Source organism: Dyadobacter linearis, assembly GCF_907165045.1.
GTDB lineage: Bacteria > Bacteroidota > Bacteroidia > Cytophagales > Spirosomataceae > Dyadobacter > Dyadobacter linearis.
The window spans coordinates 270,820-285,225 of sequence record NZ_CAJRAU010000002.1 but is presented as its reverse complement, the minus strand read 5'-3'; the positions used below and the strand labels follow the sequence as shown (position 1 = coordinate 285,225).

8 protein-coding genes are annotated in these 14,406 nt (G+C 46.3%); 2 read left to right on the top strand and 6 right to left on the bottom strand.

What is annotated here, in order from left to right; genetic code table 11:
• Positions 1-2: 2 nt before the first annotated feature.
• Positions 3-3,215 (bottom strand): SusC/RagA family TonB-linked outer membrane protein, encoded by a 3,213-nt coding sequence (locus tag KOD92_RS07310; protein ID WP_215232900.1) that lies wholly within the window; start codon positions 3,213-3,215, stop codon positions 3-5.
• 572 nt (positions 3,216-3,787) lie between these two features.
• On the opposite strand from KOD92_RS07310, the gene KOD92_RS07305 reads away from it, so the two are divergent.
• Complete coding sequence (locus KOD92_RS07305; protein WP_215232899.1) at positions 3,788-5,449, top strand: tail fiber domain-containing protein; 1,662 nt, start codon at positions 3,788-3,790, stop codon at positions 5,447-5,449.
• Positions 5,450-5,538: 89 nt separating this feature from the next.
• Here KOD92_RS07305 and KOD92_RS07300 read toward each other — a convergent pair whose 3' ends face one another.
• The 5 genes from KOD92_RS07300 to KOD92_RS07280 form a co-directional block, all read right to left on the bottom strand.
• On the bottom strand, positions 5,539-5,925 hold the full coding sequence (locus KOD92_RS07300) for a T9SS type A sorting domain-containing protein (RefSeq protein ID WP_215232898.1): 387 nt from the start codon (positions 5,923-5,925) through the stop codon (positions 5,539-5,541).
• A 24-nt stretch (positions 5,926-5,949) separates the two neighbouring features.
• Positions 5,950-10,485: a M4 family metallopeptidase gene (locus tag KOD92_RS07295; protein WP_215232897.1), complete on the bottom strand. Its 4,536-nt coding sequence runs from the start codon at positions 10,483-10,485 to the stop codon at positions 5,950-5,952.
• Between the two features lie 301 nt (positions 10,486-10,786).
• Positions 10,787-11,572: an SDR family NAD(P)-dependent oxidoreductase gene (locus KOD92_RS07290; RefSeq protein ID WP_215232896.1), complete on the bottom strand. Its 786-nt coding sequence runs from the start codon at positions 11,570-11,572 to the stop codon at positions 10,787-10,789.
• A 2-nt stretch (positions 11,573-11,574) separates the two neighbouring features.
• A complete protein-coding gene (locus KOD92_RS07285) occupies positions 11,575-12,432 on the bottom strand; it encodes an alpha/beta hydrolase (RefSeq protein ID WP_215232895.1) in 858 nt (285 codons plus the stop codon).
• A 24-nt stretch (positions 12,433-12,456) separates the two neighbouring features.
• Positions 12,457-13,836: a Gfo/Idh/MocA family protein gene (locus tag KOD92_RS07280; protein ID WP_215232894.1), complete on the bottom strand. Its 1,380-nt coding sequence runs from the start codon at positions 13,834-13,836 to the stop codon at positions 12,457-12,459.
• Between the two features lie 82 nt (positions 13,837-13,918).
• Here KOD92_RS07280 and KOD92_RS07275 point away from each other — a divergent pair, with 82 nt between their 5' ends.
• Positions 13,919-14,404, top strand: coding sequence for a DinB family protein (locus tag KOD92_RS07275; RefSeq protein ID WP_229254577.1), 486 nt, complete (start codon positions 13,919-13,921; stop codon positions 14,402-14,404).
• Positions 14,405-14,406: the final 2 nt, after the last annotated feature.

Genomic DNA, 14,406 nt, shown 5'->3' with positions numbered 1-14,406 from the left:
TCTTAAAAAGTTACACGTACACCAGCATTCAGAATGCGGGATTGAGGGTAATACTGACCGTTTGAAGAAGTCGCCTCAGGATCCCAGATCTTAATTTTATCAATGGTGAACAAATTCAATCCGTTAACATAAACTCTCAGGTTACCCAAACCAAGCTTGCTGCCCACTTCGGAAGGAAGGTTGTAGCCAAGCTCGATGTTTTTCAGACGCAAATAATTGTTGCTTCTCAGGAAATACGTATTGGCACCGGCATTGTCGAAGTTGGTATAATAGGTATTGTTCCTGTTGGCAAGACGCGGCTCAGTTGAGCTTGGATTATCAATTGTCCAGCGGTTGTCGTAGGCATATTTCAGGTAGTTACCAATATCACCCGATTCTGTCTGACCAATGTATTGAAGCCCGCCCAATGTTCCCTGGAACAATAGCGATAAATCGAACGCTTTGTAACCAAAATTCATATTCATACCACCTGTAAACTGTGGACGGTTTGTTTTATCAGAGCGAACTTTATCGTCAGCAGTGATCCTTTTATCTCCGTTCACATCCTGGAATTTCATGTCACCGGGACGAATAGAACCTGTGATACCTGAGTAATCCAATGGGTTGGCATCAATTTCAGCCTGGTCGCGGAACACACCATCATATTGGTATGCAAGAAATGCAGTGTATGGTCTTCCAGTAGTTTGCTGATAAGTCGGCGCGCCGGGTGTTTCATCCCAGTATTTGATCTTATTTTTAGCATAACCTCCATTTACACCAACAGAATAGGTAAAGTCACCCGCATTTCCGTCGTAGCTCACTTTGAATTCCCATCCTTTGTTTTGCAGCTTACCCAGGTTTTGAGGAGGAAGTTTTCCGTCGATACCTGCCGAAGATGGCGTTGAACCTGCTTTCGGGATCAGGATGTTGGAACGGTTGTTCACAAAGTAATCGAATTCAAAAGCAACGCGGTCACGGAACAACGTACCCTCGATACCGAAGTTGGAGTTGTTGGCAACCTCCCAGGTAAAGTTCTGGTTCGCAACACGCGTTTCAAGCAGCGTTTTAGCAACCTGATCGTTGATAATGTACGATCCGAAGCCCATTGTAGACAGGTACTGGTATTCAGCAAGTGTTTCTGTACCGATCAAATAAGGCTCAGCACCCATTTGTCCCCACGATCCGCGGATTTTCACGTTGTTCATGAAACGGATATTGTTCTTCCAGAAATCCTCTTCTGAAATCCTCCAACCCGCAGATACGCCCGGGAAAAATCCGAAACGACCTTCTTTCGGGAATACATAAGAACCATCGACGCGCCAAAGGAATTCAGCAAGATACTTCTCCTTGTAATTGTAACCCGCGCGACCGAAGTAGCTCAAACGTGCACGCTTAAACAGATCAAAATTGTCGATATTCTGCTCAGCTGCACCACCGGCGAACAACTGGTCAACCACAGGTGAAATGAAGTAGCGACGGAAAGCAAAAAATCCATCCGCATCAACAGTCTCACGCTGGATACCAGCCATTATATTGAAGTTGTGATTGTTAATGGTCTTTTCGTACGAAACCTGACCTGTCAGCTGGATCGAAAGCTCCTGAGAAGCATTCTCGGTCAACCTTGGATCACTGAATGTAGAACGAACTGATCCTACCAGAACCGGCGTAACACCATCAGCCTCGTAAGTCGTTTTATCCCAGTTGTAAAGCGTCCATGGTTTTTGGAAAGATTTCTGGCGGCGCAGCTGCTTGTCCAAAGCGGCCATCGCTGTTACTTTCAAACCTTCCACACCTGGAATAAGCGCCTCGATCGTACCGTTTGTCTGAATATAGTCTCTCTTGTCGTTATTATAACCAGTTGCATTGGTTGTAATGATCGCAGGGTTCTGACCATTTTCAATATCACGTCCCGGGCGACCGTCTGGCCAGATTGCGATTTCAGTAGGCTTTCCGCGCATCAACATCCGGAAGATATCGCCTGCACCACCACCATTCGGGAAGTGACGGAATTCTTCACGCAATGCAACACCCAGATTCGCACTAACATATTTATTGATTTTGGTATCAAGATTGATACGCATATCATATTGCTTGTAACCGGTCGCAGAGTTCACATAGTTACCCTCCTGATTGATATAACCAAGGGAAGCCAGGTACTTTATATTCTCGCTACCACCAGTCAATTGCAGGTTGTGGCGCTGCTGCGGTGACCATTTCCGGATCACCTCGCTATACCAGTCTGTATTCGGGTGGATCAAAGGATCGCTTCCGTTTCTAAAAGCTTGAAGATCAGCAGGAGTGTACACCGCGCTCAGCACATTTCCGTTGTCGGTACGTGTGTAAGCCCCGTTTGTATTAAATCCCTGCAAAGCACCGCCCCACTGTCCCACAGGCAGGTTATCATAGATCTGCAACTCGTTACGGATCGTCGCATATTCAGCTGCATTTGACATTTCAGGCAGGCGCGTTGGTTGTGCGATACCCATATTCAAATCGTAAGCCAGCTGTGGTTTGCCCGTTTTTCCTCTTTTCGTTGTGATCAAAATAACCCCGTTACCAGCGCGTGAACCGTAAATCGCGGCCGCCGCATCTTTCAAAACAGAGATACTTTCGATATCGGCAGGATTCAAACGGTCGAGACCACCACTACGGTTAGGTACTCCATCCACAACGATCAATGCATTGCTGTTACCCAGGGAGTTGGTACCGCGGATACGAATTGCAGACCCGTCATAACCCGGCTCGCCACTCGCCTGCACAGTAGAAACACCCGGTAAGCGACCGCCCAGTGTATTGGAAAGGTTGGCTGCTGGTGCTTTTTGAAGCTCAGCTCCTTTTACTGCTGTAACTGAACCTGTTAGGGTTGCTTTTTTCGCAGTACCATAACCTACAACAACTACTTCGTCGAGTGCTTTGGTATCTGCAAGCATTTTAACATCCAGGCTCGCCCTGTTTCCCAGCGGAATTTCCTGGGTGATATAACCGATAAAAGAAAAAACCAGTGTCGCAGATCCCGGTACATTTACCGTATAATTTCCTTCCAGGTCAGTCACTGTACCGACCGTAGTCCCCTTCACAACCACACTCACACCGGGCAGGCCCTGCCCCTGTTCATCATTAACTTTTCCCTTGAGTGCCACATCCTGTGCGAATGCGCCTACGCTGACCAGAAAGGTCAGGACAAGAGAATAAAAGTACCGTGTCAGGTTCCGGTCCCTTCTTTTAGAAATTCTCATAGATTAAGTAAAATTTGGTAGATAGTAAAAAAAATAGGTAAAACATTAAATTCTGCTGTCACACTGCTCCGTCATTCACCTCCTTTGTCTGTGTCTTTTATACACAATTAATTCAACAAAAAGTTACATACTGTTTATTTCCCAAGAACGAAATCGTTGTCAGGATTATTGGTCAAGAAATTTTTGAGGTGGGTAAATGCAAAAAGAAAGGGATACTCATTTCAAACTATCGGTTCTTCGTATTATCCAAGAACGTAACTGCGGGTACAAAAAGATATGAAATTATTCACATAAACAAGGATTCCAGCTATCTGACTATGATTTCTTGGAAATTAACCATAGGTTACTTGACGTATACCGGGTACAGTTTAGATAATTGCAGGTTTATAATGCCGTAATCCTATTTCGTATCCGCGCCTTCTCCCGGCGCCGTCACCGTTGCTTCACTCAGCGTGGACTCTGAGTAATTGCATTCTCTTCTTATCGCGGAGCGCCCCTACATTGAGCGCTATTGACCTTTCGCGACCGGACATGCCGGAACGCTTTCAGTTCACACTAATTTTTAAGGTACTATGAGAAAAACCTATTTCACATTGGCGCTGCTGTGCATTTGCCTCGCATTTACATGTCATGCACAACTTCCGCGCAACTATTTTAATTTTCAGGGAGTAGCCAGAGATGCGGCCGGAAAGGTCGTCGCTAATCAAAATGTCTCTGTAAGGCTGGGCATTCATCCGCTTTTGAACCCTTACGTTTTCCGTGAAAAGCATAGTGTACAGACAAATGCGCACGGTATTTTCACTTTGCAGGTTGGATCGGGGGAACTGATAAGTGGAAATTTCTTCACCATCAACTGGCAATCGGGCTCCTACCAGATAAACATTGAGATTGATATAACAGGAGGCGAGAACTATGTCAGCCTCGGGTCGACACAATTGCTGAGTGTACCTTACGCTATTCATGCAAAACAGGCAGACGGATGGAAGGATTACGATGCCATCGTCCAAAGCGGCGATTTTCAATTCGGGCCGCCGCTTCCAGATCAGCTACCGGGCACCAGACTGATCTGGTATCCTAAAAAGGCCGCTTTCCGCGCGGGACTAATCACTGGCAATGCCTGGAACAATGTTAACATTGGTGAATACACGACGGCTTTTGGATACAATACGCAGGCTTCGGGCCAATATGCATTTGCGGTTGGCGCATGGAGTTTAGCGGGTGGAGAAGCTTCTTTTGCAGCCGGAAATGGCAGCGCAGCAAATGCAACCAACTCGATGGTGGGTGGATTACAGAACCAGGCCAACGGAGAGTCGGCATTTTCTGTCGGCAGTCACAATAATTCAAAAGGCAACGGATCGGCCACGATCGGGATTCAGAATATAGCTCACGCAGTGGGCTCCATTGCCACTGGAAATAGCACCCAGGCTTCCGGTGATGGTTCTTTCAGTTCGGGCCAAAACACTTTTGCAAAAGCTTTTGGCTCAGCGACTTTCGGGGCGTATAACAATTTGCAGGATAATCCCGTCGGAGCTACTAGTGCCGACGCACGCGATGCTGACAGAATTTTTCAGATCGGCAACGGAGGAGGGCCAGCGGATTTATCAAATGCATTGACTGTACTAAGGAGCGGCAATATTGGTGTGGGAAATGGCGTATTGATACCACAATTTATCCTCGATATAGGCGGGCGCCCCCGCGTCAGGCACGGTGCTGAAACAGCAGGGATTTTCTTCGATGATTCGGAACATAACCCCAATGCATTTGTCGGTATGAGAAATAACAGCGAAGTGGGTTTTTACCTGGGGCAAGATTGGCGGTTCTATGTAAATGCAGGCGGAGGCGCAACGCTGGTCGGCGCCCTCGACCAGGTTTCGGACCGCCGGCTCAAAAAGGATTTCAGCCAGCTTACAAATAGCCTGGACAAGATTTCCAAAGTAACCGGATACCATTACCGCTGGACGAACAAGAAACTGAGTGAGAATATCCAGACCGGTGTCATTGCTCAGGAAATCGAAGCGATCTTCCCGGAACTGGTCAGTACGAATGCAGAAGGTTACAAAGCAGTAAATTACATCGGCCTGATCCCGCATCTGATCGAATCTGTGAAGGATCTTAAAGCGGAGAATGAAGAACTAAAAAAAACGCTCGGCAGGGTTGCACAGCTGGAAGCGAGCATGGGTGAGTTGCTGAAAATTGCCGGTGAAAAACGCTCGCCTGAGGCGCAGGTGAAGTGATGTTGGGTTATGGCATGATTTATTTTAGACATAACAAACGAGCTGCCGGAAATCCGGCAGCTCGTTTGTTATGATTACCGTTCTTACTACTATTTTTTGACAACCAACTTTTGGGAATATATTTGATTTTCTCTTGTGATAACAATGACATAAGTTCCGCTGGTGAATTGCGAAACATTCAACTTTTGCCCGGCTGACCAGTTTCGTTTATTCATCAACAAGCCCGCCTGGTTATAAATCTTCATTTCAAATCCTTCTCCCAATACTCTTTCAGCTACGCCTTTCACAGTAATTGCGACGTCGTTACTGGCCGGATTTGGAAAGAATACAAGTTCTGACCTAAAAAGTAGAGTAGCTTCCTGCTGGTCAGGATAGAAGAAAATCTTGCTTTCATGTTTGGCTCCAACCTCTTCCGCCGGTTGTTGTGCTAATACTTTTCCGCAAGTAAATACAGTTGTCAAAATATAAAATTTCAATAAAGAGGTCTTGTTCATAGCTTTTTAGTTTGGGAATTCGTAGTGGAACTTAATAATCTTTTTGGCACCGATAGTCCGGCTTGGGAAGACGGGGTTGGATGGTTCGGGATGGAACTCCCGACTGAATGACCAATCGTCCTCTCCTATTTTACGTTTATACTCTACGCCTGAAACAGTGATGGCAGGGTGGGCTTTCGGATCTGCACAGCCATCACATTGCGCCATATCCAAGATTTCCAGCTCGATGACATAGTCCCCAGCTTGATCCAGTAATTGTCCATTCAGCTCGTTACCATTGATCAGTTGGCCCTCGCCCGGGACGAAACCAACTTGTAACCAGGTATCTGCATCGACTGTCCCAATGCCGGAAAATCCAGTTTGTCCATCAGGCCTCTGCACGGTAATCAGATAATGATAAAATCCACCGGTGATATGTGGATCATTATTGTCAACCCTCAGCTCAAAGCCAAGATCAAATTCCATCGGCTCTTTTTCAGTATTAAAGAATCCAGTTATTTTTTCAGCCATACATGAATTCTCTGCCAACGGGGTGACAGTCCAGAAAATCGGACTGTTGAAATCGAGGTTGTTCAATGTAAAGCTTGTGCCTGTAACCGGCTGGTCTACTAGCTTCGAAGGCGCACCATCAACTTTGGCCATTAGTTGAACCGTAGTAACCCCGGCTGGTAGCTCCCAGCTCAATACGACCGAGTTATTCGGTCCGAGCTTCACGCCATCTACGTTGTTCGGACTTAAGTTGAATGGAGATGGTGGCAAAACAGCATAATCGCCAACGAATTGGGGACCAAAAATCCACTCACCATTACCACCCATGACACCAGCCTCCACTGTAAATACATATTTGTTAGGAAACTCCGAGGCGCCATTTATGTTGGCCCCAGTAAACCCTGTTTGAAAATTCGCAACTACTCCTTGGGTCGCTGCATTGGTCACCTTCACCCTATAACTCTGGGCACCTGGCACTTCCTTCCAATGCAATGCTAGCTGACTATCTGCCTTTACACAATCAATATGTTCAACCTCAGGCTTGGGAGCCAGATCCTTGTCTACGATAAAGCTAAACCAGCCAGGTGAGGCTCCCTCCTCTTCTTGCAAAATGAAAGGAGGTGTGGCTTTTTTGCGCTGGATAAATGTCCACTCATATGACTTTTTGTCTTCCAGACCTATCAGCCCCTGGATTCCAATGGGGTAATGTGCAAAGCTCGAATCAATTTCTAACGCCTTGTCCTCATACAAGGGCTCACGGAAACTGTATTGATAGTAGTCGGCGCGCTGAAGAAACTCCTTTTTGGCACGTACCATAATTTCCTCACCAAATAGAGGCACGTGCGTACCATCAGCAGGTGAATGTAGCTTGATCTTTGGAATGTCTGTCTTGAAATTGCGTGTCTCTGTCCAATGGCCATAGACATTTGGAAACGCCTCCTTTTCCTCTTCGCTTAGCAATATGATCGAACCTTGCGGCAACACATGCACAGCGTTCTCGGAACCCAGCCGCTGACGCGCAGCAATGGCATAACTATACGGTGTATCCTTAGATAAAGCCAGCTCGGTATGAGCAGGATTGCTGGAATTGTCTTCGTCGAAGGCAATATCTATGGCAACATCTTGCTCCGAAACGGTTCCGGTATGGTCTATTACATGTATATCATAGCCGCGCGCGCCAGGAACGCTGCCCCAGTTAAATGGAGTAGCCCACGCTGCTACCAATTTGTTATTCAGCGGGCTCATACTCACAGGCGCTAATACAGATTCTGTATGAAGTTCGTAAGTAAGTGTCCACTTCTTTTTGTTGAGCAGCGACTCACAAAAGGCAGGATCATCCGTGGTGGAGCAGTGCTGACGAGATTCCGGGCCATTCGCAAGGTGGGAACGAACATAATAAGTTTGTTCTGCTTCAAGATTTACTTCGCCATAACTCATACTGGTCTGGTGGTCTGGCGACGCATTGCTGACAAAGCGATGGACTGGAAACTCGTTTTCATTAAAAGTGCTGCTTTTGCTAACCTCAAACAACCGGTAGCTTTCATTCAGAGGATATTCGACTTCAACCCCAACCTTGACTGGCCAGGGGTAGACACTCGTTCCGTCTTCTGGAGAATGCGCCAATGTCGAAGCGTATTCGGGCAAACCCAGCACCGCTGCCCATGCATCGTAAAAGGCAATGTGCTCCTTGGATTTAGCGTGGTAATGTATAGGATCCAGGTCGTGGAGTGTAGTCATTGTTGCCTGACGGAATTGTTCTGAAGAAGCATAGATGTCGATTGATCTGGAAGCTTCGAAGATTACCTTCAAAACGAGGTCTTCTTTCACGGGATTTACAAAGTAAGTCTTGCTGCCCGGTTCATTGTTGGTATACCCTACGTCCTGCCCATTTTCGTCCTCAGTTCCGTGCACCAGCAGATAGTAAAACAGATTGAGAAATCCGCTGTTATTTTTGATCTTCCCCGGCTTCCAGTTTTCCCCAAATAACTTAGCCGGCTGTCCCGATAACTTTGGGTTGGTAAAATTCATGATCAGCGCCGGATCGGCTGTTTCCTCATACAGTGTCCAAATATTATCTGCATTGGCATTTTGAAGTGCTCGTTCGTAATCCCTTTTGATCGCCAAAGCGAATATGTTGGCAATTCCAGCCTTCCAAATCCTGTTATCCTCATTGAAGTTACTGAAGGTTGGAGCCGGAAAGTTTTTGAAAAGACTAACGGCAAGCGAGTAAGTACGACTCACCTCATCCCGACAGGCGGATTTCTTATTATAATTGTAATAGAAGTTTGCAAAATTGCCCAATGCTGCCAAATCCGTTTCTGGAAACTCCGGATCTGCCAAAATGTTAAAAATGTACACCTTCCCATTCCCATCCACCCCATTGTGCCCAAACTTATCTCTGAACCAATTCCTGGCCTCGATAGTGAATTTGTGAATACTTACTGCTGCCTTTGATTTCAGCGGGTCCAAAGTTTTACCATAAATTTTACTTTCCAAAGGATTTTTATTCATGAACACAATGGGTGTTGTCACATCCTGTTCATCATATTCAAGCGTTTCTATGGTGCCGGGTGACATGCAATCTTTCAACTGCAATGATTTTGCACTCTGAGGATCGGGTGTAAGTGATGTTTCCATAGCTGCAAAGCTGAGCTCTCCATTGAACCACGACTCCGCCTGTGCAGTCACAGCACAATTTGGATTGCTTGTATACGGCGCTGGTCCTACATTCACTGCATACCAGGCTGTCATGATGCGTTTATAAACATCTGAACCTACTGGGTGATTGTTCTTAACTGCAGCTTGCAAGGTCAGTTCACGAAAATCTTGGAAAGTTGTGTTCGGGTTGATTTTGCCGACAACGGCATCGTACAAAATCTTCAATGCCAGTTCATAAGTAGCGTGCTTGTCATTCGGTATCAATGGTTCGGTGAGAAAAAAGCCTTTCTCATCGTCGTCATCAATATGACCTGACTTTTGTGTATTGAGCAGATAAAACCAGTAATTAATGACGGAAGAGTTCCGGGAAACTTCACTTGGTTCGTCATTCCATAACTCACCTTTGTAAGTACTGGGATAACCGGTCGCCTTGGGATCGTCAAATGGTAATCCATATTTATTTAGGGGTAAAACACCAAGTTCAGGCCACTGCGTCCATTTGGGATTGGTAAACTTGGCGGTTGGATCTTCCCAATTACTAAAAGAAAGGCTCATTATATCACTAAAACCAGTTTGGATTGCAAACACTTCCTTCCCGTATGGCAATGGGTCAGGGCTATCAAACCCTGCGACCCAGTAACCTATTAGGGACGCTATGCTGGACCGGCATGTAATTGGCAATCCGTCCGAATTTTGAACTGTAAAATATTGTTCATGGGCACCAAAGGGGACGGTTGGATCCGACTTCCTCAATATAATCTTAATGGGTATCAACCCTTCTTTATCAATTCCTGAGTGACCGAAAAAATGCTGTGTAAATCGCGTGAAGCTTTGGGCGGCGTAGAGAGCGGTAACTCCATGTTTAGACAATATCGGATAAATCGAACTTGGGTCCTCCTGCTCATTCAAGTGATGGAGCTTGTCAAAAGACCCATTATATGAAACGGTAGGCACACCAGCCGGGAGTACTGAGGAGAATGGAAATTCCTGAGAAATCGCCAGGTCTCCGGGTTCCGCGACTGCCGTAATTTCAATAGGTGCAAATAAGCCAATATTCGGACTTCGTGGCGAGCTGAGCGCATAAGCCGTTGTATAGTAGCCGCCAAAAGGAACCGCAGGCTGGCTCGGGTCGTACTCATTTTCGATATAAGGCAGGTAAGCAGTTAGCCAAACGGTCTGAATGTCATGATACAATGTAGGAACCTGTACCCCGCGCGTTTGCCAATTGTACAGCACGCCAAACTTGTTATCCGGCGGAGGTTGGAGCGGATCGTAATTAGCCTTTGGATAAGAAGGCGGATCTTCTGTTTGGTCCTGGGCAAAGGCGAGATTAGCAGAGAAATGCGTAAGCAGGATCAGCAACAGGTAACTTGCCCTCCTGCCTGATCGTAGCATCTCACATTTTGCATGCCTGCATACATGTACATTTTTGAACATAGATTGAGATATTAATCGTGAAAAACAGCACGATAATATCCCGAATCAGGCATACCATTTGGCAAAACTAACCAAAGGCATTGCTTCAATTATTGATCGGATTGCAGTGAAAAATAGTTGAAGCGAATTGCTCAAACTAATGTTTTGAATAGCACGAATAACAACCAGCAATGCAACACTTCTTTTAAATCGTTACCTATATACGCTAGCAGTTACTATTAGCAATAACTGTAAACTAAATCGACATTAAAAGTACGTTTTACCGCGCAGTCCAGCCGCCATCGACCGGTAAAATTGAACCTACCATATAACTGGCAGCCTCACTCGCCAGGAAGATCGCGGCGCCTTGAATTTCCTTTAAATTACCCCAGCGTTGAAGTGCTGTTGCACCAAGAATAATGTTCTTTGCATCCTCGCTTTCGGCAATAGGAATGTTCATTTCTGTAAGGAAAGGACCCGGACATATTGCATTCACGCGAATTCCAAATGGTGCAAGTTCAAGGGCAAGCGCGCGCGTCATCTGCACTACTGCTCCCTTGCTGGCTGTGTAAGGCGTACGGTTTGCCAGGCCAACCAAACCGAGCGTACTGGCCACATTGATAATCCTTCCGCTTTTTTGCTCTTTCATGTAGGGCGTGACTGCACGTGACGAAATCCACGTTCCATTTACATTTACCTCCATTACTTTGTTGAAATCCGTCAGGCTAAGTTCGTCGATCGCGCCGCGGATGTTGATACCGGCGCTATTGATTAATATGTCGATTGTGCCCAGGCTGCTGAATGTAAATTCCGCCATTGCGGCCGCGTCCAACTCCCGGGTAATGTCCGCCGAGTAAGATAACACCCTCGTTTTGAATGCAATGCAAAGTTCAGCAGCAGCCCGCTCCCCTTCCAATGCATCTCTGCTTACCAGCACGATATCTGCGCCGGCGGAAGCAAGGCCCGCTGCCATCGCAAAGCCAAGCCCTTTTGAGCCGCCGGTCACAATAGCGACTTTTCCGGTCAGATCAAACTGTTTGATTCCGGGTAAAACGTCTTGCAGCATAGTTACCGGTGAAAGGATTGCGAAACGAAGTCAAGAACAGCAGGCAGCGATTCCCGCCAGTATTTCCAGTTATGCGCACCTTCTCTCACACGAAATTCATGAGGAACCTCTTTTTTACGCAGTGCAATGTGGACCAGCGCGTTACCTTCATACAAAAAATCATCGTCTCCACAGTCAATATACCATTTCACCGCCTTTTTCTGGTCGTCGGGAATGTTGTTGATCAACGCCAGTGCACTGTGCCTTTCGTAATAGCGGGCGACAGTTGAGTCCGCGATATTCGGATTGTTACGCACAAGGTTCTTTTTTGCATCTTCCAACGTGATCGGGCCGGTCGACGCGCTCAGCGGACAGGCCGCCGCAAACAGCTCGGGATGGTGCAATGCATACATAAATGTACCTCCGCCGCCCATCGATAAACCGGCAACAGCGCGGAATTCTTTTTCTGTTTTTACCCGATACTTCTTCTCAATAAAGGGAATAAGCTCTTTGAAAAAGAAATCTTCATAAGGCCAGTCTCCTTTTACATCATTAAAATAACCCCTTCTGCCTGTATTTGCGTCTGGCATTACGATGATCATCGGGGCCGCAGTTCCGTCAGCAATCGCTTTATCTGCAATATGTTGTACCATACCAAACTGTACCCAGCCAGTCTGATCGTCGCCCGCCCCGTGAAGCAGATATAGTACAGGGTAGCTACGTTCCGAAGTCGCATAGTCCGGCGGGAGGTAAATCGCAAATTTTCTATCAGACTTCAAAAGCTTAGACGGCAGTGTAAGCTGATCATAAACTTTGCTGGTCTGAGCAGTTAATGAATTGGTAATCACAATCAAAAGAAAAAATAAACCTGAAACTTTCATGGATTTAGGAAATAATAGTTGTAGTTACTTTTTCTTAATTTTCATCGCAACCGGATCCCATTTGATCACCTTTTTGCTGAAATAACTCTCATTACAAGCCAGAACCGGCGCAGCCGCGCGGAATGCAAAGATTGGATCTTCAATGGTCGCAACACTGCCTTTTTTGATATTATCAAAGAAATCCCTGAAATGGTCTGCATGCTCATCTTCGTCCTTTGGAGCGTCAAAACGTACTTCTTTTACAGGATCCGCTTTGCGCATCTCGGCTGGATATTGTGCATCATACTGCTTCTTGAATTCCTTTTGCTCACTCTCAGAAAATGTATTATAGCTATCGTACCCGCCAAATCCTGGTGCTTTCGGCAGTTTCTTTTTGGTCAAAATAAGGTTATCTTCTGTAAATTCGATCTGACCTTCTGTTCCGATAATGCGGGTATTGTTGGCGATCGCGCCGGCATTTGCGAAGTTCACACGCAGTACCATCTGGAAGTTGGCATGAATATCGGTTTTAGGGTAGTCAAGAATGGAAACCAGTACATCCGGCACGTCCCGACCATCTTTCCAATAACTCAATTCTCCCGAAGAAAAAATCCGCTCAGGTCCATTTGAAGCAGTTACAAAATGTACTCCCGTAATCAAATGGACAAACAAATCACCCGCGACACCGGTACCATAATCGCGGTAGTTGCGCCACCGGAAGAAGCGTTTGGCATCAAAAGGTACCTTGGGTGCGTCTCCGAGAAAAGTATCCCAGTCGACTGAATTCACGGAAGCGTCTGTCGGGATGGAGTAGTTCCAGGCTCCTATCGAGTTGAACCGGTCGTTGTTTGATTCCACATAATTGATTTCGCCAATCTCACCGGCTTGAAACAGCCGTTTCGCCTCTTTGAATGCGGAGGAGCTGATCCGCTGACTGCCTACCTGCATCGTTTTACCCGATTTTTTCCACGCATCGATCACCGAAAGACCTTCATTAATATGGTGTACCATCGGCTTTTCACAGTAAACGTGCTTTCCGGCAGCGAGTGATGCTTTGGTAATATGGTCGTGCCAATGGTCGGAGGTTACTACCAAAACTGCGTCGATATCCTTTCTTTCCAGTATCTCCCGATGATCGCGGGTTGTGAAAATATCTTTTCCGTAGAGTTCCTTGACCCGGGTGAGCCTGCCGTCGTACAGGTCAGCTGCCGCTACGAACTCGGCTCCTGTCCCGCTGCGCAAAGCGGCCTTCGTGTCGCTGTGACCCTGAATACCCATTCCGATCGTCGCAAAACGTATTTTGTCGTTCGGACTGATTTTTTTGAGGTCTTTGATAATATTAAATGGCTTGGCCACAGACTGACTCGCTACGAGTGCCGAGGCAGCAGTCACATTTTTGAGGAACTTACGACGTGTAGGATTCATTTTGAAGAAGAAAATAGTGACAGGTTGTTTTTGCTAAAAATAAACAAATAATGCTTTCTTAAAAGACTGACTATTGATAATCATGATGGAAAAAAACCAAATAAATAAGCTGGTCAACGAGCTGATAACGCTGATAGAAAAAGGAAATGCACACGTCTCATTATGGGATGCCACGGCAAAGCTGCCTGCCGATTTAAGAGGAGTTGTTCCCGAAAGTCTGCCTTACAGCATCTGGCAGCTGGTTGAGCATTTAAGGATTGCGCAAAAGGACATTCTGGAATTTTCCGTTTCAAGTGAATACAAGGAAAAAGAGTGGCCGAAAGACTATTGGACACCGGCGCATGAACAGGTAAGTGACGAGGAATGGGAAAATGCATTAAACGAGATCCGCGACGATCAAAAACAATTTTTCGCATTGCTGAAGACAGAAACAAATGACCTTTTTGCCGCATTTCCCTGGGGCGATGGTCAGACCCTGCTGCGTGAAGCACTGCTGATCGCCGATCACAATTCTTACCACACGGCAGAAATTGTAGTAATACGAAGATTATTAAACGCCTGGAAGTGACG

Excerpts from the sequence above, each read along its gene's own strand:
- KOD92_RS07290 (WP_215232896.1), bottom strand. The coding sequence starts at position 11,572 with ATGCTGCAAGACGTTTTACCCGGAATCAAACAGTTTGATCTGACCGGA.
- KOD92_RS07310 (WP_215232900.1), bottom strand. The coding sequence starts at position 3,215 with ATGAGAATTTCTAAAAGAAGGGACCGGAACCTGACACGGTACTTTTAT.
- KOD92_RS07285 (WP_215232895.1), bottom strand. The coding sequence starts at position 12,432 with ATGAAAGTTTCAGGTTTATTTTTTCTTTTGATTGTGATTACCAATTCA.
- KOD92_RS07305 (WP_215232899.1), top strand. The coding sequence starts at position 3,788 with ATGAGAAAAACCTATTTCACATTGGCGCTGCTGTGCATTTGCCTCGCA.
- KOD92_RS07295 (WP_215232897.1), bottom strand. The coding sequence starts at position 10,485 with ATGCTACGATCAGGCAGGAGGGCAAGTTACCTGTTGCTGATCCTGCTT.
- KOD92_RS07275 (WP_229254577.1), top strand. The coding sequence starts at position 13,919 with ATGATGGAAAAAAACCAAATAAATAAGCTGGTCAACGAGCTGATAACG.
- KOD92_RS07280 (WP_215232894.1), bottom strand. The coding sequence starts at position 13,836 with ATGAATCCTACACGTCGTAAGTTCCTCAAAAATGTGACTGCTGCCTCG.